At 64.3% G+C, this 18968-nt stretch carries 20 protein-coding genes; 6 read left to right on the top strand and 14 right to left on the bottom strand.

The features are described from left to right. The first annotated feature begins 1 nt into the window (after position 1). Positions 2 to 1084: an HlyD family secretion protein gene (locus tag HV823_RS03560; protein WP_176948364.1), complete on the top strand. Its 1083-nt coding sequence runs from the start codon at positions 2 to 4 to the stop codon at positions 1082 to 1084. 83 nt (positions 1085 to 1167) lie between these two features. Here HV823_RS03560 and HV823_RS03565 read toward each other — a convergent pair whose 3' ends face one another. The 7 genes from HV823_RS03565 to alr form a co-directional block, all read right to left on the bottom strand. Beyond that, positions 1168 to 1908: an SDR family NAD(P)-dependent oxidoreductase gene (locus HV823_RS03565; protein WP_176948677.1), complete on the bottom strand. Its 741-nt coding sequence runs from the start codon at positions 1906 to 1908 to the stop codon at positions 1168 to 1170. A gap of 100 nt (positions 1909 to 2008) precedes the next feature. After that, the gene (gene purF / locus HV823_RS03570; RefSeq protein WP_176948365.1) at positions 2009 to 3505 is read right to left on the bottom strand and encodes an amidophosphoribosyltransferase; all 1497 of its coding nucleotides are present in this window, start codon (positions 3503 to 3505) and stop codon (positions 2009 to 2011) included. Positions 3506 to 3755: 250 nt separating this feature from the next. Further along, complete coding sequence (locus HV823_RS03575; protein ID WP_176948366.1) at positions 3756 to 4382, bottom strand: CvpA family protein; 627 nt, start codon at positions 4380 to 4382, stop codon at positions 3756 to 3758. A gap of 157 nt (positions 4383 to 4539) precedes the next feature. Next, a complete protein-coding gene (radA, locus tag HV823_RS03580; RefSeq protein ID WP_097139154.1) occupies positions 4540 to 5943 on the bottom strand; it encodes a DNA repair protein RadA in 1404 nt (467 codons plus the stop codon). Further along, positions 5943 to 6278, bottom strand: coding sequence for a type II toxin-antitoxin system RelE/ParE family toxin (locus tag HV823_RS03585; protein ID WP_210270688.1), 336 nt, complete (start codon positions 6276 to 6278; stop codon positions 5943 to 5945). The genes radA and HV823_RS03585 overlap by 1 nt, the downstream gene beginning before the upstream one ends. Then, a complete protein-coding gene (locus HV823_RS03590; protein WP_176948367.1) occupies positions 6250 to 6516 on the bottom strand; it encodes a type II toxin-antitoxin system ParD family antitoxin in 267 nt (88 codons plus the stop codon). The genes HV823_RS03585 and HV823_RS03590 overlap by 29 nt, the downstream gene beginning before the upstream one ends. 49 nt (positions 6517 to 6565) lie before the next feature. Beyond that, entirely contained in the window at positions 6566 to 7741 is a 1176-nt protein-coding gene (alr, locus tag HV823_RS03595; protein WP_176948368.1) for an alanine racemase, read from the bottom strand. Positions 7742 to 7951: 210 nt separating this feature from the next. Here alr and HV823_RS03600 point away from each other — a divergent pair, with 210 nt between their 5' ends. Continuing rightward, on the top strand, positions 7952 to 8557 hold the full coding sequence (locus HV823_RS03600; RefSeq protein WP_176948369.1) for a hypothetical protein: 606 nt from the start codon (positions 7952 to 7954) through the stop codon (positions 8555 to 8557). 64 nt (positions 8558 to 8621) lie between these two features. Here the strand turns inward: HV823_RS03600 and HV823_RS03605 are convergent, their stop codons facing one another. The 6 genes from HV823_RS03605 to rpsF all read right to left on the bottom strand — a co-directional run bounded on the left by HV823_RS03605 (position 8622) and on the right by rpsF (position 14552). After that, positions 8622 to 10124: a replicative DNA helicase gene (locus HV823_RS03605; RefSeq protein ID WP_176948370.1), complete on the bottom strand. Its 1503-nt coding sequence runs from the start codon at positions 10122 to 10124 to the stop codon at positions 8622 to 8624. Between the two features lie 432 nt (positions 10125 to 10556). Then, positions 10557 to 11840 carry a cyclopropane fatty acid synthase gene (locus HV823_RS03610; RefSeq protein ID WP_176948371.1) on the bottom strand — a complete coding sequence of 428 codons (1284 nt, stop codon included), beginning with the start codon at positions 11838 to 11840 and terminating at the stop codon, positions 10557 to 10559. Between the two features lie 186 nt (positions 11841 to 12026). Beyond that, positions 12027 to 12602 carry a 50S ribosomal protein L9 gene (gene rplI / locus HV823_RS03615; protein ID WP_176948372.1) on the bottom strand — a complete coding sequence of 192 codons (576 nt, stop codon included), beginning with the start codon at positions 12600 to 12602 and terminating at the stop codon, positions 12027 to 12029. Positions 12603 to 12624: 22 nt separating this feature from the next. Beyond that, positions 12625 to 13602: a DUF2232 domain-containing protein gene (locus tag HV823_RS03620; RefSeq protein WP_176948373.1), complete on the bottom strand. Its 978-nt coding sequence runs from the start codon at positions 13600 to 13602 to the stop codon at positions 12625 to 12627. Between the two features lie 221 nt (positions 13603 to 13823). Next, positions 13824 to 14072: a 30S ribosomal protein S18 gene (gene rpsR, locus HV823_RS03625; RefSeq protein ID WP_097139135.1), complete on the bottom strand. Its 249-nt coding sequence runs from the start codon at positions 14070 to 14072 to the stop codon at positions 13824 to 13826. A 24-nt stretch (positions 14073 to 14096) separates the two neighbouring features. Beyond that, positions 14097 to 14552 (bottom strand): 30S ribosomal protein S6, encoded by a 456-nt coding sequence (gene rpsF / locus HV823_RS03630; RefSeq protein WP_097139133.1) that lies wholly within the window; start codon positions 14550 to 14552, stop codon positions 14097 to 14099. Between the two features lie 366 nt (positions 14553 to 14918). Here rpsF and HV823_RS03635 point away from each other — a divergent pair, with 366 nt between their 5' ends. Continuing rightward, positions 14919 to 15266: a hypothetical protein gene (locus HV823_RS03635; protein WP_176948374.1), complete on the top strand. Its 348-nt coding sequence runs from the start codon at positions 14919 to 14921 to the stop codon at positions 15264 to 15266. An 83-nt stretch (positions 15267 to 15349) separates the two neighbouring features. Here HV823_RS03635 and HV823_RS03640 read toward each other — a convergent pair whose 3' ends face one another. Continuing rightward, entirely contained in the window at positions 15350 to 16393 is a 1044-nt protein-coding gene (locus tag HV823_RS03640) for an aldo/keto reductase (RefSeq protein ID WP_176948375.1), read from the bottom strand. Between the two features lie 317 nt (positions 16394 to 16710). On the opposite strand from HV823_RS03640, the gene fabD reads away from it, so the two are divergent. From fabD to HV823_RS03655, 3 genes are all read left to right on the top strand, one after another. Next, positions 16711 to 17655: an ACP S-malonyltransferase gene (fabD, locus tag HV823_RS03645; RefSeq protein WP_176948376.1), complete on the top strand. Its 945-nt coding sequence runs from the start codon at positions 16711 to 16713 to the stop codon at positions 17653 to 17655. Between the two features lie 37 nt (positions 17656 to 17692). Further along, entirely contained in the window at positions 17693 to 18430 is a 738-nt protein-coding gene (fabG, locus tag HV823_RS03650) for a 3-oxoacyl-[acyl-carrier-protein] reductase (protein ID WP_176948377.1), read from the top strand. Between the two features lie 278 nt (positions 18431 to 18708). Continuing rightward, complete coding sequence (locus HV823_RS03655; protein ID WP_097139127.1) at positions 18709 to 18945, top strand: acyl carrier protein; 237 nt, start codon at positions 18709 to 18711, stop codon at positions 18943 to 18945. Positions 18946 to 18968 lie beyond the last annotated feature (23 nt).

Genomic DNA, 18968 nt, shown 5'->3' on the forward strand with positions numbered 1-18968 from the left:
CATGAAAAAACTGCTGACAAATCTCGCATCCGCCATCGCCGTCGCCATGGGTGTCGGCGGAGTGACGCTCGTCCTCTATGCCTGGGACCTGCCGCCGTTCCAGAGTGAAATCCAGGTCACCGACAACGCCTATGTGCGCGGCTCGGTCACCCTCATCAGTCCGCAATTGTCCGGCTACATCGTCGATGTGCCGGTGAAGGACTATGAGACGGTGAAGGCCGGGCAGGTGCTCGCCCGCCTCGATGACCGCATCTTCCGCCAGAAGGTGGACCAGGCCAAGGCGACGCTCGCGGGCCAGGAGGCCGAACTCGCCAACTCGCTCCAGCAGGAGCGGGCAGGCCAGGCGAAGATCGGCGCCGGCAAGGCCGCCGTCGACAGCGCCGAATCGGCCCTGCGCCGGGCCAACGAGAACTGGAACCGTGTCGAGCGTCTCGCCGGCAAAGGCGTCGTCTCGGAAAGCGAACGGGAGCAGAGCCGTGCGACGCTGGATCAGGCCGAAGCTGCCGTCAGCCAGGCCAAGGCCCAGGTGGAAGTCGCAAATCAGGACCTGCAATCGATCATCGTCGGCCGCGACGCGCTGCGGGCGGCGGTCGCCGGTGCCAAGGCGGCGCTCGAGCTTGCCGAGATCGATCTGACCAATACCCGCATCACCGCGCCGCGCGACGGCGTGGTCGGCGAGGTCGGCGTCAAGCTCGGCCAGTATGTATCGGCCGGAACGCAGTTGATGGCAGTTGTGCCGGAGGGCACGTGGATCATCGCCAATTTCAAGGAAACGCAGCTGAGTCGCATTCACCCCGGTCAGGCGGTAACCTTCACCGTCGATGCGCTCGACAACGTGCAACTGCATGGCCGTGTCGAGCGGTTCTCTCCTGCCGCCGGTTCGGAATTCAGCATTATCAAGCCGGACAACGCCACCGGCAACTTCACCAAGGTCGCCCAGCGCGTTCCGGTGCGCATCTCGATCGACCCCGGCCAGCAGCAGGCGAAGTACCTGGCGCCGGGACTCTCGGTCGTGGTCCGCACCGTCGTGGGCGGTGCAACCGATACGGCCGCGGCGGGACCTGTCGCCCAGCCACAAGGCTGAAACCCGGCGGCGCAATGAAAAGCCCCGCGCTTCAATAGAGGCGCGGGGCGTTCGATTGTCCGGATTTTGCCGGCCGGCCTGTTTCAGCTCGGCATGTGGTAGTCGACGATCTTCTTCTCGCGGACGATGAACAGCTTTCCGGTTTCGGTCATGTCGGGGCCGACGAGCGGCATGAGCGCCTGGGCGACCTCGGAAGGATGCGGCACGGTCGAGGGATCCTCGCCCGGTATCGCCTGCGCCCGCATCGCCGTTCGCGTCCCACCGGGATCGACCGAGAGGATCCGCAGCGGCGTGCGCTGCGTCTCGCCCGCCCAGGTGCGCGCCAGCGCCTCGACGGCCGCCTTGGAGGCGGAGTAGGGACCCCAGAACGGCTTGCACTTGTGGGCGGCGGACGATGACAGGATCAGCGCGCGACCGGCGTCCGATTTCAGCAGCAGCGGTTCCACCGAGCGGATGAGCCGCCAGGTGGCATTGACGTTGATGGTCATCACCTTTTCGAAGACCTTCGCCTCGACGTGGCCGATCGGCGAGATCGTGCCGAGCACGCCGGCATTGGCCACGAGAATGTCGAGCTTGCCCCAGCGCTCGAAGATCGAGCCGCCGAGCTTGTCGATCGCGGCCATGTCGGCAAGGTCGAAGGGCACCAGCGTGGCGCTGCCGCCGACGGCCTTGATGGCGTCGTCCAGCTCTTCCAGTCCGCCGACCGTGCGCGCGCAGGCAATCACGTGCGCGCCGCGCTTGCCGAGCTCGAGTGCCGTGAAATAGCCGATGCCGCGTGAGGCGCCGGTGACCAGCGCGATCCTGCCCTTCAGATCGATATCCATCATGTCCGTCCCATATCGTGCCGGCCAGAGGAAAAGAAAAAGGCCGCGTTACCGCAGCCTTCTAAAGCGTTCGTTTCGAAATGGAAACCGCAACTGCGCCTCAGCCGTTGCTGGCAAGCACGGAAACCTTGCGGCCCATCGTCTCGCCTTCCTTGTCCAGGAGCCGTGTCGGGTAGTCGCCGGTGAAATAGTGATCGGTGAACTGCGGCCGGGCATCGTTGCGATCCTCGCCGCCGACGGCGCGATAGAGGCCGTTGATCGAAAGGAACTCCAGCGAATCCGCGCCGATGTATTTGCACATGGCTTCGAGGCTGTCGTACTGGTTGGCGATCAGCTTCTCGCGGTCCGGCGTGTCGATGCCGTAGAAATCCGGATAGTAGATGCGCGGGCTTGCCACGCGCAGGTGCACCTCGGTGGCGCCGGCGTCGCGGATCATCTGCACGATCTTCAGCGAGGTCGTGCCGCGCACGATGGAATCGTCGACGAGCACGACGCGCTTGCCCTCGATCATCGCCCGGTTGGCCGAATGCTTCAGCTTCACCCCGAAGGCGCGGATCTGCTGCGTCGGCTCGATGAAGGTGCGGCCGACATAGTGGTTGCGGATGATGCCGTATTCGAACGGAATGCCGCTTTCCTGCGCATAGCCGAGCGCTGCCGGCGTGCCGCCGTCCGGCACGGGAACGACGACGTCGGCCCGGACCGGGGATTCCTTTGCCAGGTTGATGCCCATGTTCTTGCGCGAGACATAGACGCTGCGGCCGCCGACCATCGAATCCGGCCGTGCGAAATAGACGTATTCGAACAGGCAGAGCCGTTCGGGCTGGCCGGTGCCGGCCTTGCGGGCGTCGATAGAGATGGAGCCATCGGGCTGGATCTCGCAGATGATGACCTCGCCGTTCTCCACGTCGCGGATGAACTTCGCGCCGATGATGTCGAGTGCGCAGGTTTCGGAAGCAAAGATCGGCTTGCCGTCGAGTTCGCCCATGACCAGCGGGCGGATACCGATCGGATCGCGCGCGGCGATCAGCTTCGTCCGCGTCATCGCCAGCATCGAATAGCCGCCTTCCATCTGCCGGATCGCGTCGATGAAGCGGTCGGCTGTGGAAGTGTAGCGCGACCGGGCGATCAGGTGCAGCACGACTTCCGTATCGGAGGTCGACTGACAGATGGCGCCACCGGCGATCAACTGGCGACGGAGCGTCAGGCCGTTGGTGAAGTTGCCGTTATGGGCGATGGCGATGCCGCCGACTTCGAGTTCGGCAAACAGCGGCTGGACGTTGCGAAGGGCGACTTCGCCGGTGGTGGAATAGCGGGTATGGCCGATGGCGATGAAGCCGGGCAGCTTGGCCAGCGTCGCCGGGTCGGTATAGTGGTCGCCGACGAGGCCCATGCGCTTTTCGTTGTGGAACTGCTTGCCGTCGAAGGTGACGATGCCGGCCGCCTCCTGGCCACGGTGCTGCAGGGCATGCAGGCCGAGCGCGGTCAGCGTGGCTGCATCCGGATGGCCCAGAATGCCGAAGACGCCGCATTCTTCATGAAGCGTATCGCCGTCCAGATCGCTGTCGGAACGGTGGGCGGAAACGGATAGTTCGGTCATGTGCTGCAAGCCTTTGATCGGGACGGTACGGGGTTGCACGTAAGTACGCTTCTTCCGGCGCTGCGTCGGCCTCTTCACCGGAAATGCGTGTGGCGCGGCCCGAATTCACTTCGCCTGACCGCGATGCCTATATGTGTATTCCTTAACGACTTTACCACCGAAGTCCGGAGGCTTCAGTGGTAGCTGTTTTCATCCTACCAGATTTTCGTTGCGGCTGCTCTCGCGAAAAATGCGGAGCAGCCTTGCATCGTCATCCGTTCGTTGCGGGGGCGTCTTCCGTAGGCTCCTCGCCGGTGGCGGGAGCCCGCCCTGTCGCTCCATCGGTGCCATCCGCCGGCGTCTCGGTGCCCTCGGCGGGCGCGCGGCGGCCGAGCAGGCGGTCGCGGATCTCGTTGTCGGCGTTCTCCGGCAGGAGCGCCACGAGCTTGCTTCCGAGATTGTCGAGCAGCGGCTTGGACTTCGCGCTCTCGATCCAGCCCGGACGCTGCTGCGGCGCGACGAGCCAGTTGAAGAACAGCATGGCGACAACGACGAGCAGGATGCCGCGTGCCGCCCCGAACAGGAAGCCCAGCGTGCGGTCCAGCGCGCCGATGCGGCTGTCGATGATGAAGTCGGCGATGCGCATGGTGATGAAGGAGATCACGATGAGCGCGACGAGGAAGACCACGCCGGCCGAGCCGATGATCGCGACGGTATCGCTTGTCGTGTACTCCTTGGCGTAGGGAACGAGCACGGGATAGAGGAAGTAGGCGGCAGCGGCGGCTCCCACCCAGCTTGCGACTGACAGGACCTCGCGCGAGAAGCCGCGCACCATCGCAAGCACTGCCGAGAACAGCGCAACGCCGATGACGATGCCGTCGAGAAGTGTGATGGGCATGTTTGTCTTACTCCAGACCAGAAATGTCTATCGACCCGGACGCGAATTGCATCGGCACCTTAGCCGATCGCGTCAGCGGCGTCTCAATTCGGTTCATCGGCAATGAACTGTTTCCACAAAGCTTTGCCAATTTCGCGGCCGGCTTGCCGCTTGCGCATCAGTCCTCGTCGGTCGGTCGTGTCAATGCGCCCTTCGAACCGGCGATTTTTGCCACCAGGTCCGGCAGGCTGTCGATCTCTGCCCAGCGCCCGCCATTGCCCTTCGGCAGTTCGGCGGAACCGGCGGGAAGCACCGCCTGCGAGAAGCCGAGCTTTTCCGCCTCCTTCAGGCGCTGGCCGGTGTGCGAAACCGGCCGGACGGCGCCCGAAAGGCTGACTTCGCCGAAATAGACGCAATCTGCCGGCAGGGCAAGGCCGGCCAGCGACGAAACGAGGGCCGCTGCCACGGCGAGATCGGCGGCGGGCTCGGAGATGCGCAAACCGCCTGCGATGTTGAGATAGACGTCGTGCTGGCCGAGCCGCACGCCGCAATGGGCCTCCAGCACCGCAAGGATCATCGAAAGCCGGGCCGAATCCCAGCCGACGACGGCCCGCCGCGCCGTGCCGAGCGAGGTCGGCGCGACAAGCGCCTGAACCTCCACCAGCACCGGCCGCGTACCCTCCATGCCGGCGAAGACGGCAGCGCCGGGCGCCTTCGCGTTGCGCTCGCCGAGAAACAGTTCCGAGGGGTTGGTGACCTCCCGCAGGCCCTTGTCCGACATTTCGAACACGCCGATCTCGTCGGTCGGTCCAAAGCGATTCTTGACCGTGCGCAGGATGCGGTAATGGTGGCCACGGTCGCCCTCGAAATAGAGCACCGCGTCCACCATGTGCTCGACGACGCGGGGGCCGGCGATCTGGCCTTCCTTGGTGACGTGGCCGACGAGCACGACGGCGGCACCCGTCTGCTTGGCGAAACGGATCATCGCCTGCGCGCCGGTGCGCACCTGCGTCACCGTGCCGGGCGCAGATTCCACGATGTCGCTCCACAGCGTCTGAATCGAATCGATGATGGCGAGATCCGGCCGCTTGCCGTCGGCAAGCGTCGCCAGGATGTCCTCCACATTGGTCTCTGCCGCCAGCAGCACGTCGGTCTCGGCAGCACCCAGGCGCTGGGCGCGAAGCCTGATCTGCGCCACGGCCTCTTCGCCCGAGACATAGATGACGCGCTGGCCCCGCCGCGAGAGGGCGGCCGCCGCCTGCATCAGCACGGTCGACTTGCCGATGCCCGGATCGCCGCCGACCAGCACCGCCGAGCCGCGCACGAAGCCGCCGCCGGTGACCCGGTCGAGTTCGGATATCCCGGTCTCGATGCGCGGCGCTTCCTCGATCTCGCCGGACAGGGTCGTCAGCGCCACCACGCGGCCCTTCTTCGGCGTCTTGCCGGGGCCGCCGCCGATGCCGCCCATCGGGTCTTCCTCGACGACGGTGTTCCATTCGCCGCAGGCGTCGCATTTGCCGACCCAGCGCGCATGCACGGTGCCGCAGTTCTGGCAGACGAATTGGGTGCGCGCCTTGGCCATCAGGTCTCGCTTTCGGTGAAGTCGTCCGGCGACAGGCTCTGCCGGCCGTGAAGGATGCGGATGATATGGAGATGAGAATCGGTCAGCCGGAAATACACCGCCCGGTCGCGATAAGCAAAGGATCGCAAACCCGGGCTGACTTCGCGGCGATCGATCCCGGTCAGGCCTAAATCGGCAAGGTGAAGCATTTTCGCGTGCACATCGAGAACGAAGCGGTCGGCGGCGGGCGGGTCCTGATGGGCGATGTAGCGATGAATGGCACGCAGATCGGCGCGCGCCGTCGTTGTATAGGCGACCCGGCGGCGCTTAATGGCCGGACTCCGACCGACGGACAATATCCTCCAGCAGGCTCTCGGCAGTGTCGTATTCGTGGAAGCGGCCGGCGTCGATGTCGGCGTCCCCCTCCGCGATCAGCCGCCGCAATTCGGTGAGCTGCAGTTCGTCCCGCTCCAGCAGGCGCAGTCCCGCGCGCACGACCTCGCTGGCGTTGTTGTAGCGCCCCGAGCTGACCTGCTCGTCGATAAAGGCTTCGAAATGTTCGCCGACGACGATGGACTTCTTTGCGTTCGACATGCCGACCTCCGCTGCTCTCCCTCAGCTTAACACAGGGTGAGAACAGTTCCTACCGTGCCTCGATATAGTCGCGGCGGTAGCGGGTGCCGAGGCTGGTCAGCAGCACGTAGTCGATCGTGCCGCCGGCCTTGGCGACGGTTTCGATCGGCATGTGCGGACCGAACAGTTCGATGAAGTCCCCCGGGCGGACAGTGCCTGCGGGAAGGTCGGTCACGTCGAAATGGGTGAGGTCCATGGTGACCCGGCCGATCAGCGGCACATGGCGACCGTGCAGGTATCCCTTCGCCCCGGAACTGACCGTCTGGCGCAGCGGCACACCGGCGCCGGACAGGCTTCGCAGATAGCCGTCTGCGTAGCCGATGGCGGCAACCGCGATGCGGCTGTCGCGGGAAAGCACCGCGGTGGCGCCGTAGCTGACGGCTTCGCCGATCTTCGCTTCGCGCACCAGCAGAATGCGGGCTTCGGCTGTGACGACCGGCTTCATCGGATTCGGCTCGCCGTTGACGGCAGCACCGCCATAGACGGAAATGCCGGGCCGGGTCAGGTCGAAATGGAAATCCTCGCCGAGGAAGACGCCGGCGGAATTGGCAAGGCTCGCCTCGACCCCGTCGAAGGCGCGCGTGGCGGCGCGGAAGCGGTCGAGCTGCATCCGGTTCATCGGGTGCAGCGGGTCGTCGCCGCAGGCGAGATGGCTGAGAATCAGCACCGGGGAAAAGCTCGCCGGTCGCACGGGATCGTTCGCCAGCGCCAGCGCTTCGCCGGGCGACAGCCCCAGCCTGTTCATGCCGGTGTCGACCTGAAGGGCGCACGGATAGTCGCCGCGCTCGGCGATCGCCGCCATGAAGACGGCGAGTTGCTCGCTGGAAGCGACAACGGGAACGAGATCGTTTTCGAAGAAAAGTTCCTCCGATCCGGCCCACATGCCCGAAAGAACGAAAATGCGGCCGTCCGGGGCGGTCGGTCGCAATGCCCGGCCTTCCGCGGGCGTCGCCACGAAAAAGTCGCGCGCCCCTGCGCGGTAGAGCGTTCGCGCCGCGGGTTCCAGGCCGATCCCGTAGGCATCCGCCTTGAGCACGGCAGCTGTTCTTGCCTTGCCGGATTTCTTTGCCATCAGGCGCCAGTTGTCGGCAAGGGCCTGGAGATCGACGGTCAGTCTCGCGGCTTCTTCGCCGATCTGGCCGGCAGGAAAGGACGAGATGGAGGATGCGTCGGCACTGTTCGTCATATCTCTGGAATACAAGTTCCGGCATTCCGCAGCAACAGCCTTGGCGGCGGAGGTTGGGTATTCCTCCTGGCGGCGGCGCAAAACGACAAACGGGGGATGCGTTGCGCGCCTCTCTCGTTCCCGGTTGCACCTGGGTTGTGGATGTGGGTTCTTAGGGAGCGGATTCTGCCGTTGCGAGAACCGATGCCGTATTGATGTTGAGCTTATCCGATGACCAGATCTCTCGCCACAGGGGTGATTGCCTGCGCAATCATTGCCGCGCCGCTTCAGGCACCACGAGCGCAGGAGCCCATCGCCCCCGCTCCGATCGACGTCCGCCAGGCCTATGCGACGTTGCTGGGGCTCGATCTGGAAGGGGAGGAGCCAGTCACGGACGGGGAAACGGACATCTATCGCTCTTCGCCCGACAGTGCACAGGCCCCACGCCTGGTCACGCGCCTGGAAGTCAGCGGCAACGCCTGCCTCGTGCGCACGACGTCGGCGCTGCAATCGCCAGGCGGCTGGGCGGTTCTGTCGCTGACGCGCGTTGACCTGCGCAAGGTCGAATACGCTGTGGCCTACGCTTCGGTGGACGACCTGATTGCGGGCCGCAATCCCCTGCCACCCGCCGACCCCGGCGCCCGGCAGATGGTGCTGGAAGGCCGTGGATTGAGCTGCACCACGCGCATTTCCCTCGACGGCGCCTCCAACGGTGCGGCCAGCGCCTGCGAGGACCGCCTGGACGTATCGATGATCGACGGCAAGCAGACCGCGCGCGTGCGCGCAGCGCTGGACCTGATGGCGCAAATGTGCGGCATGGAGGCGGTCGGCCGCTGAGCGGGGAGACATCGCGTCCCGCCCATTGAGCCCTCTCAGCCTCTTGCGACCGGGACGCCGTTCTTCAGTGTTCCTCGTATTGCGAGAACGATGGGTCCGCGAGGTCCGCGAAGCGGGTGAATTCGGACTGAAAGGCGAGCTTCACCGTGCCGGTCGGTCCGTGACGCTGCTTGGCGATGATCACGTCCGCAGTGCCCTTCACCTGCTCCATCTTCATCTTCCACTCTTCGTACTTCGGATCGAACTCGTCGCGCGGCTCGAGGTTCTTCACGTAGTACTCCTCGCGGAACACGAACAGCACCACGTCGGCGTCCTGTTCGATCGAGCCCGATTCGCGAAGGTCGGAGAGCTGCGGCCGCTTGTCCTCGCGGCTTTCGACACCACGCGAAAGCTGTGAAAGCGCAATGATCGGAACGTTCAGCTCCTTGCCCAGCGCCTTCAGGCCCGTGGTGATCTGCGTGATCTCCTGCACGCGGTTGTCGCTGGATTTGCCCGAGCCGGTCATGAGCTGGATATAGTCCACCACGAGGCAGTCGAGGCCGCGCTGGCGCTTCAGGCGACGTGCGCGGGCGGAAAGCTGGGCGATCGAGATGCCACCGGTCTGGTCGATGTAAAGCGGCACCTTCTGCATCATTTGGCTGCAGGCGACGAGCTTTTCGAAATCGGCCTCCGAGATATCGCCGCGGCGGATCTTCGAAGATGAAACTTCGGTCTGCTCGGAGATGATACGGGTGGCCAGCTGTTCGGAGGACATTTCGAGCGAATAGAAGCCGACGACACCACCGTTCTTTGCCTTGAACGATCCATCCGCCTGCACTTCCGGCTCATAGGAGGCAGCGATGTTGTAGGCGATGTTGGTGGCAAGCGAAGTCTTGCCCATGCCGGGACGGCCGGCGAGCACGATAAGGTCCGAGCGCTGCAGTCCGCCCATGCGCGCGTCGAGCGAGTGGATGCCGGTGGAGATGCCTGACAGCGAACCGTCGCGCTCGAAGGCCTGGCCGGCCATGTCGATCGCGAGCGCAACCGCATCGTTGAAGGACTGGAAGCCGCCGTCGTAGCGGCCGGTTTCCGCCAGCTCGAACAGGCGGCGCTCTGCGTCCTCGATCTGGTTCTGCGGCGGCATGTCGAGCGGCGCGTCATAGGCGATGTTGACCATGTCCTCGCCGATGGTGATCAGCGAACGGCGCAGCGCCAGATCGTAGATGGCGCGGCCATAGTCTTCCGCGTTGATGATCGTCACTGCTTCGGCCGCGAGGCGGGCGAGATACTGCGGTATTGTGAGGTCACCGACGCGGCCATCGGCCGGCAGATGCGTTTTCAGCGTGATCGTCGTTGCGATCTTGCCCATGCGAATCGTGTCGCCGGCCAGCTCGAAAATCTTGCGGTGCAGCGGTTCGTTGAAATGGATCGGCTTGAGAAAGTCCGAGACGCGGTAGTAGGCGTCGTTGTTGACCAGGATGGCGCCCAGAAGCGCCTGCTCCGCCTCGACGTTGTTCGGCGCCTCGCGATGGTGCACCCCGAGGTCGTCGCGGCCCGCACTGGCAAGCTTTCGTACGGCGTCGTTCATCTGGCCCGAATCTCCCGAATCCCATTTGCAGTGAAGTCCCTGCTTTCAACCGGGGGGGCGCACGGGTCAAGTGTCGTCTTCGTGCGGGGCGGCAGCAGCGCTACACCGAATCAGTCTTGGACACAGTCTTCGACCTTTCCACAGCCGCTCCATTGCGCAAAGGCCACAGCGGCGAAAAATCAACCCTGCTCCAAGGCAAACCGCTCCGGCGCGCTTGACGAGGAGTGCGGGAGATTCGCGCAGTGGGACTGCGGTGAGGGGCGGAAGCCAGCGTTGCTGCCGCGGCCGGCGGCGTGCCTTTCAGCGGATGCGCAACACACCGTTGGCCGGGGGCGCTCCCACGCGATCTTCCTTGCGCCGATGGGAGGGATGCAGCCAACGCTGCCCCCTGTGACTTGAAGCGGCCGGCACCGACGGCACCGGCCGAAGATTTCAGATCGATGCTTCCTGCGGAAACTTTTGCGCCCCCGGCCGGACCTTGCCGTCACCCTCGCGCGCCTTCAGGCAGCCTTCGCCACGCTCCAGATAGTCGCGCGTCAGAGGCACGGCTTGCTGGTCATGGGCGAGTTGCAGCTGGAAGACGACAAGGTTCTGCCAGCGGAACGCGCTTTCCGAGGCGGCGAGATAGAACTCCCAGATCCGGCAGAACCGTTCGTCGTAGAGCGCCTTGGCTTCCTCGCGCCGCGCCATGAAGCGTTCGCGCCAGTGCCGTAGCGTCTCGGCATAGTGCAGCCGCAGGACCTCGATATCCACGACGGCGAGCCCGGACTTCTCGATCGCCCGCATCACCTCCGAGAGCGCAGGGATGTATCCGCCCGGAAAGATATACTTCTCGATGAACGGGTTGTTGGTGGTCGGCGCATCTGTTCGTCCGATCGTGTGCAGCAGCATCACCCCGTTGCGTTTCAGCAGCGAGGCGGCCTTGCGGAAGAAGGTCAGGTAGTTCGGGCGTCCGACATGTTCGAACATGCCGACCGAAACGATCCGGTCATAACTGCCGGGCGCGTTTCGGTAGTCCTCGAGCAGGAAGTTCACTTCCTGATCCAGCCCTGCGTCCTTGGCACGCTGGCGCGAGACCGCGTACTGCTCGTCCGAGAGGGTGACGCCGGTCACCTGAGCGCCGAGGTAACGGGCGAGATACAACGCCATGCCGCCCCAGCCGCTGCCGATGTCGAGCACGGAAAGTCCCGGCCGGCCCATCGCCAGCTTGGCTGCGATGTGCCTCTTCTTTGCAAGTTGCGCGTCGTCGAGGCTTTGCTCGGGATTTTCGAAATAGGCGCAAGAATACTGTTTGTCCTCGTCCAGGAAGAGGTCGTAGAGCGCGCCGGTCAGGTCATAGTGGTGCTGGACGTTGTTGCGGGATCGGCGGACGCCATTCCTTTCGCGAAGCCAGCGCAGCAGATAACGGCCCCGATCGAGAAGTCGGTTCCAGCGGCTGTCGTAATACTTGAAATCCGGATTGCCGGTGAACACTGTCTCCAGCAGGTCGTACATGTCGCCCTCGACGAGGTCGATATCACCGGTGCCGTAGTAGTGGCCGAGATAGAAGGCGGGGTCCAAGACCAGGCCACGCTCGGCGCGTTTGCTGTTGAGGCGGATATGAACGGTTTTTCCGGTGCCATCGCCGGCGGTCATCGAACGGCCGTCGCTGAAGGTCATGGTCAGATTTCCGCGTTGCACCAGTCGGGAAATCGTCGAAGCAAGCACAAACGTCATCAGCACACTCCATCGCATACTGCGGCGGAGCGGGTCTGGTCGGGTAACCGGCCTGGTAGCGGCCCGACCGCCATTCCAGTCTGATCACCATAAAAGATAACAAAAAAACCCGGATTTCAACCCGGGTTTTTTCGCGTCAGCCGTGTGGCGGCGCGACGGGGTACCCGCCGCGCGTCTGGGTCAATCTCAGGCTTCTTCGCCTTCGTTGTCTGCATCCGGATCGAAGAAGTCTTCCGGCTTCAGGGCGTCTTCGTCGACACCATAGATGGCGTCGGCCGAGGTCAGGGTCTCGCCCTTGGCCTGGCGCTCAGCTTCTTCGGCCGAACGGGCAACGTTGATCTGGACTGCGATCTCGACTTCGGCGTGCAGGTGCAGGACGACGCTGTGCAGGCCGATCGCCTTGATCGGGGTGTTCAGCTCGACCTGGTTGCGGCCGATGTTGAAGCCTTCCGAAGCAAGCGAATCGACGATATCGCGGGCAGCGACCGAACCGTAGAGCTGGCCGGTTTCGCCTGCGGAGCGAACGATGACGAAGGCCTTGCCGTCAAGCTTCTCGGCAACCGTCTGGGCTTCCGACTTACGCTCGAGGTTACGGGCTTCCAGCGTGGCGCGTTCCGAATCGAAACGCTTCTTGTTGGCTTCGTTGGCGCGCAGCGCCTTGCCGAGCGGCAGCAGGTAGTTGCGGGCAAAGCCGTCGCGAACCTTGACCGTTTCGCCCATCTGGCCAAGCTTGGCGATGCGCTCGAGGAGAATTACTTCCATGTTGAGTTCCTTTCTCTAAAGCTCAGGTGTTGTTGGATTTCGATTGTGTCTTGTCGGCTGCAGGCGTCAGCGCGATCGTGCGCCGCGTATCTGTCAGGCCGAGGATGAGAATGAAAAGCACCGGCAGGGCGAACAGCACGACCGACGCATAGGCGAGCCAGAGTGCTGCGAGGCGCCAGGCCTTGCCGCGCGTGCGCTGATGCAGGATCGCAAAGCCGGAAAGCACGAAGCCGGCGCCGAACGTGCCGCAGACCAGCGCGCCGATGATGGCCGGGACGCCGCCTGTGAAGCACAGCACGAGGCCGGCGAGGAAGACGAAGATGGCGTTGCGGTGCATGCGCAGCGACGTCGGCATGTCCTCGCGCGGACGCAGGCCCTTGCCCGACAGCCGCACGATGGCCGAGGCGATATAGAACGCGGCGAAAAGCAGGATCACCCACAACGCCCCCTGAACCAGCGGCAGGGCGAGCCCGAAAATGGCCTTCATCTGCGCGATCATGGCCGGGTCGGGATTGTAGAGCGGCTCCTGCTCCTGCAGCGCCATCATCATCACGTCGACCATCTGGCTGGCGAGTTCGCCGCTGTAGCCGATGATCATGCCGACGGCGATCATGCCGAGCGTGACCATCACGGCAAGGTGGGTGACGATGTTGGAAAGCGGATACCAGGCCAGGGCGTCCTTGGGGCCGCCGATCTCGGTGGCGGGACGGGCCAGGTTGGCGAGGTTGCTGAGCCAGCCGGCGGGGATCAGCGTGATGATCACGATCAGCAGCGCGAAATGCGAGGAGGCCATGGCGGCGGCCACCGCACCGCCGGCGATCACGGCCGTCAGTGCGCTGGCATTGCCCCAGCCGAGGCCGGCAATCAGAATCGGCAGCGCCGAGCCCGCGAAAAAGAAGATCGCGAGAGTCGACTGGACGTTCGCGCTCAGCGAAAGCAGAGCGGCGGTCACACCGGCGACGAGCCCGGTCGCGATCGAGATCCAGTTCAGGTTTTGCACAGCGCTGTCCTGTCTTTTGAGACAGTTAGAGGAGTTTCCTGAGGTTCGATCTCAGAAACGGCTCCCCAACATGGGATTTTGGCCGAAGCGCGGGATTGTGGCGCGCCTGGCCGGTGGTTTTCCGATCCGCGCCCAACGCGGAAGGGAGAGGGATGGCGCGGACGCCGTCCCGAATGTCATGCCGCGCACCGGCCGAAGCCGGCGCGCGGGGTCCGCCAGAATTAGGCTACGACGTAGGGCAGCAGGCCGAGGAAGCGGGCGCGCTTGATCGCCTTGGCGAGCTCGCGCTGCTTCTTCTGGGAAACGGCCGTGATGCGGGACGGAACGATCTTGCCACGCTCGGAAATGTAGCGCGACAGGAGGCGAACGTCCTTGTAGTCGATCTTCGGGGCGTTTGCGCCCGAGAAGGGGCAGGTCTTGCGGCGGCGGTGGAACGGACGGCGTGCCGGAGCGGAAGAAATATCAGCCATTGTCGTTGTCTCCTTCAGCTTCGATTACGCACGGTCTTCGCGCGGGGGGCGGTCACCGCGGGGCGGACGGTCGCCGAAGTCGCGGCGCGGGCCGCGGTCGCCGAAGTCGCGGCGCGGGCCGCGGTCGTCCCCGTCACGACGCGGACGGTCGTCGCGGTCGCGCTTCTGCATCATCGCGGACGGGCCCTCTTCGTGGGCTTCGACGGCGATGGTCATGTAACGAAGAACGTCTTCGTTGATGCGCATCTGGCGCTCCATCTCCTGGATGGCGGCAGCCGGGGCGTCGATGTCCATCAGGGCGTAGTGTGCCTTGCGGTTCTTCTTGATGCGGTAGGTCAGGGACTTCAGGCCCCAGTTCTCGACCCGGCCGACCTTGCCGCCGTGCGCTTCGATCACGCCCTTGTACTGTTCGACGAGAGCGTCGACCTGCTGGGCGGACACGTCCTGGCGGGCCAGGAATACATGTTCGTAGAGAGCCATGTGGCTTTGCCTTTCTTGCGTTTGATCCACACCCGGAAACCGGCGCCAAGCCTCAACGACTGATCTTAGAGGCCAGGAGGCCGGGCAAGAAAAGCGTTTCATCTATACGGTCGAGAGCGGAGACACGGGAGGCCGGAACGCTTGTGTTCCTGTCGCTCCCGTCGCCGGAAGCGGCCCTCCGTTCAGCCACCAGCCGATGCGACCGGGTGTTTTGAACAGCGCGCTTATACGGATTTTTCCGCGGAAGGCAAGGGGCTGCGCGTTGATGGAGGCGGATCATCCGGGGAACGGCGGTCGGAAAAGCGGGGAACCAGATGGTAAAAGCTGCGTTCTCCTTCTCGACGCAACCAGATGGAGCGAGGAAACATGCAAGATCCGATGCAGCAGAACCGTCCGATCCGCGAAGACCGTCCGCTGGAGGACCGTCCCCTGGAGGAACGCAGCACAATCGTCGACGCGCGCAGCAGCGGCAGCGGCGCAGCTGGCTGGGCCGTCGCGGCGATCGTCGCCGTGCTCGTCGCAGGCGGCGTATTCTACTTCACCGGCAGCGGCACCGGCGATGGCGTCGACCCGAATGCCAACACGTCTTCGATCACGACGCAGGAGCCTGCTCCGGTCACGCCGCCGACCGATGGTCAGGCAACCGGTACGCAGCCCGCTCCCCAGCCCGTTCAGCCGGACGCCGCGCCGGCGACCGGCGGCAACGGGCAGTAACAAAGAGGCTGTAAGCCGCAACCCGACAGCAAAAACCCGCCAGCGATGGCGGGTTTTTAGTTTCTATGGCAGTTCCGACGGGTTCAGATCGGTGCCGGATAGCGGCGGTGAAGGTTTTGCAATGCCTTCATGACGTCTGCCGAAAGGGTGATATCCGCAGCTGCGATATCCGTCGCCAGTTGTTCCATGCTGGTCGCCCCGATGATCACAGACGTCATGAACGGGCGCGTGAGGCAGAATGCCAGCGCCAGTTGCGCCGGGTCGATGCCGTGTTCGCGTGCGAGCGCGATATAGGCTGCGACCGCCGGCTCCTGCAGCGGCTGGTATCGGCCGCCGAGGTCGCCGTTTTTGGTGATCCGCGAGCCCTCGGGGCGGACGCCGCCAAGGTACTTGCCGGTCAGCAGGCCGGCCGCGAGGGCGGAATAGGCGAGAAGCCCGACGTTTTCGTGGTGGGATACCTCGGCGAGGTCGAGATCGAACGCGCGGTAGAGCAGGTTATATTCGTTCTGGATCGAGGCGATGCGGGGCAGGCCGCGGCTTTCCGAAAGCTTGAGGAACTGCATGGTGCCCCAGGCCGTTTCGTTCGAGAGACCGACGGCGCGGATCTTGCCGGCCTTGACGAGTTCGCCGGTCGTTTCGAGCACCTCGGCCATTTCGTCCGCCGTTCGTGCGGGATCCTGGCTGGAGGGATCGTACGTCCAGGCCTGTCGGAAATGGTAATGGCCGCGGTTGGGCCAATGCAGCTGGTAGAGGTCGAGATAGTCGGTGCGAAGGCGCTTGAGGCTGCCGTCGATTGCTTCGAGGATGCCTGCGCGCGTCATCGGCTGGCCGCCGCGGATGTAGGCTCGTCCCGGGCCGGCGACCTTGGAGGCGAGGACGATCTTGTCGCGATTGCCGCGCGCGGAAAGCCAGCTGCCGATGAAGCGTTCCGTGTCGCCGTAGGTCTCGGGCGAGAGCGGGGTCGTCGGATAGAGTTCGGCGGTGTCGATGAAATTGACGCCCTTGTCGAGCGCGTAGTCGAGCTGCTGATGTGCTTCGGCTTCGTTGTTCTGGGAGCCCCAGGTCATCGTGCCGAGACAGATTTCGGAGACCTTGATGTCGGTCCGGCCGAGCATGTTGTACTTCATGACGAATTATCTTCCTTGCGGCGCGGCGCTGGAATTGCGGGAATGGCGGGCGAACGCCGGCCGACGGGTGCAGCCGGCGTTGGGTTTCGCACCGCGCGAAACTTAACCTCCCGATCGTCAATTTCAAGTCGCGCCGGCGAATGCGTTCGCCGGCGAGGGAATGTCAGGGCCACGCCGCGCCTGCGAGAAAGGGTGGCTTGCTCGTGCGAATCTGCCGTGCATGGCGGCGTTGGGAACAACCCGCGCCGGCGCGCAAATCTTGACTCGGTGCCACATTCCGTGAATGGAGGGGGCAAAACAACGACGGGAGAGCCCCCATGACCATTGCTTTCACCTTTCCCGGCCAGGGCAGCCAGGCTGTCGGAATGGGCAAGGAACTCGCGGACACCTTCCCCGAGGCGGCCGCAGTCTTTGCCGAAGTCGACGACGCCCTCGGCGAGAAGCTGTCCTCTGTCATGTTCGAGGGCCCGGAGGCTGAACTGACGCTGACGGCGAACGCCCAGCCGGCGCTGATGGCGGTTTCGATGGCCATGGTCCGGGTACTGGAGGCGCGCGGCCTCATCCTTCGCGACAAGGTTTCCTATGTCGCCGGTCACTCGCTTGGCGAATATTCCGCCCTCTGTGCCGCCGGCGCGTTCACCATTTTCGATACGGCACGGCTGCTGCGTATCCGCGGTAACGCGATGCAGGCGGCCGTTCCGGTCGGCGAGGGCGCGATGGCCGCGATCATCGGCCTCGAGCACCAGGACGTGCAGACGATCTGCGACGAGGCGCTGGTCGACGGGTCCTGCCAGATCGCCAACGACAACGGCGGCGGCCAGCTCGTCATTTCTGGCGCCAAGCCGGCGGTTGAACGCGCGGCGCGTATGGCGACCGAAAAAGGCGCCAAGCGCGCCGTCATGCTGCCTGTGTCAGCCCCCTTCCATTCGGCGCTGATGGCGCCGGCTGCCGAAGCGATGCGCGAGGCGCTTGCGGCCGTCACGATCCTCGAGCCGGTCGTCCCGGTGATCGCCAACGTTTCCGTCCAGCCCGTCACGGACCCGGCCGCGATTGCCGGCCTGCTCGTGCAGCAGGTGACGGGACAGGTTCGCTGGCGCGAGACTGTCGAGTGGTTCGCCGGCAATGATGTGACCTCGCTCTATGAGATCGGTTCCGGCAAGGTGCTGACGGGGCTTGCCCGTCGCATCGACAAGTCCGTGACCGGCTATGCCGTCAACACCGCGACCGACATCGAAAACCTGCTGCAGGACCTCTGCGGCTGAGACCACGAAGCAGGACCCAATGAACGGGGACAGGACCATGTTTGATCTTTCCGGCCGCAAGGCACTCGTAACCGGAGCATCCGGTGGTATCGGCGAGGAAATCGCCAGGGCGCTGCATGCGCAGGGCGCGATCGTCGGCCTGCATGGCACGCGCGTCGAAAAGCTCGAAACGCTCGCCGGCGAGCTGGGCGAACGCGTGCACATTTTTCCGGCGGACCTTGCGGACCGCGCCGAAGTCAAGGCGCTCGGCGAAAAGGCCGAGGCTGAACTGGGCGGCGTCGACATCCTCGTCAACAACGCCGGCATCACCAAGGATGGCCTGTTCGTGCGCATGAGCGACGACGACTGGGATGCCGTCCTTGAGGTGAACCTGACGTCGGTGTTCCGTCTGACGCGGGAACTGACCCATCCGATGATGCGCCGTCGTTTCGGTCGTATCATCAATATCACGTCGATCGTCGGCGTCACCGGCAACCCGGGTCAGGCAAACTACTGCGCCTCCAAGGCCGGCATGATCGGCTTTTCCAAGTCGCTCGCCCAGGAGATCGCCACCCGCAACGTCACCGTCAACTGCGTGGCACCGGGTTTCATCGAGTCTGCCATGACCGGCAAGCTCAACGACAAGCAGAAAGAAACGATCATGGGGGCCATCCCGATGAAGCGGATGGGCACCGGCGCGGAAGTTGCATCCGCCGTCGTCTATCTGGCTTCTACGGAGGCAGGCTACATGACCGGCCAGACGTTGCACGTCAACGGCGGCATGGCAATGATCTGAAGCCGACCGGAAAACGCCCGCTTGTCGCGTGAAAATAGCATGTTGACCGCGGCTTGCCGGGCGATTTTCGGACTTTGCGGCAGACTTAAACCGTGTTAATCGGGCCATGACTGCCAGCAGTCGACCGGGGAATACAAGCTTTGTGCGGCGCTCTATGATGGCGCCCGGGGGCATCTACGGTTGAAAAAGAATTGCCCGGAACCTTCGCGTGCCGGGCTTGGTTGAGTGCCCCGGTGCCGTGAACGGCATCGAACAAAACAAAGGTCGAGGAATCCGACATGAGCGACATCGCAGAACGCGTGAAGAAAATTGTGATCGATCATCTGGGCGTTGACGCCGACAAGGTCAGCGAAGGCGCGAGCTTCATCGATGATCTCGGCGCGGACTCGCTCGACACCGTCGAACTGGTCATGGCCTTCGAAGAAGAATTCGGCGTCGAAATCCCCGACGATGCCGCTGACTCGATCCTGACGGTCGGCGACGCCGTCAAGTTCATCGAGAAGGCCCAGGCCTGATCCTGCATTTCCGACGGGCCCTC

Source organism: Mycoplana rhizolycopersici, assembly GCF_013378445.1.
In the GTDB taxonomy this organism is placed as follows: domain Bacteria; phylum Pseudomonadota; class Alphaproteobacteria; order Rhizobiales; family Rhizobiaceae; genus Mycoplana; species Mycoplana rhizolycopersici.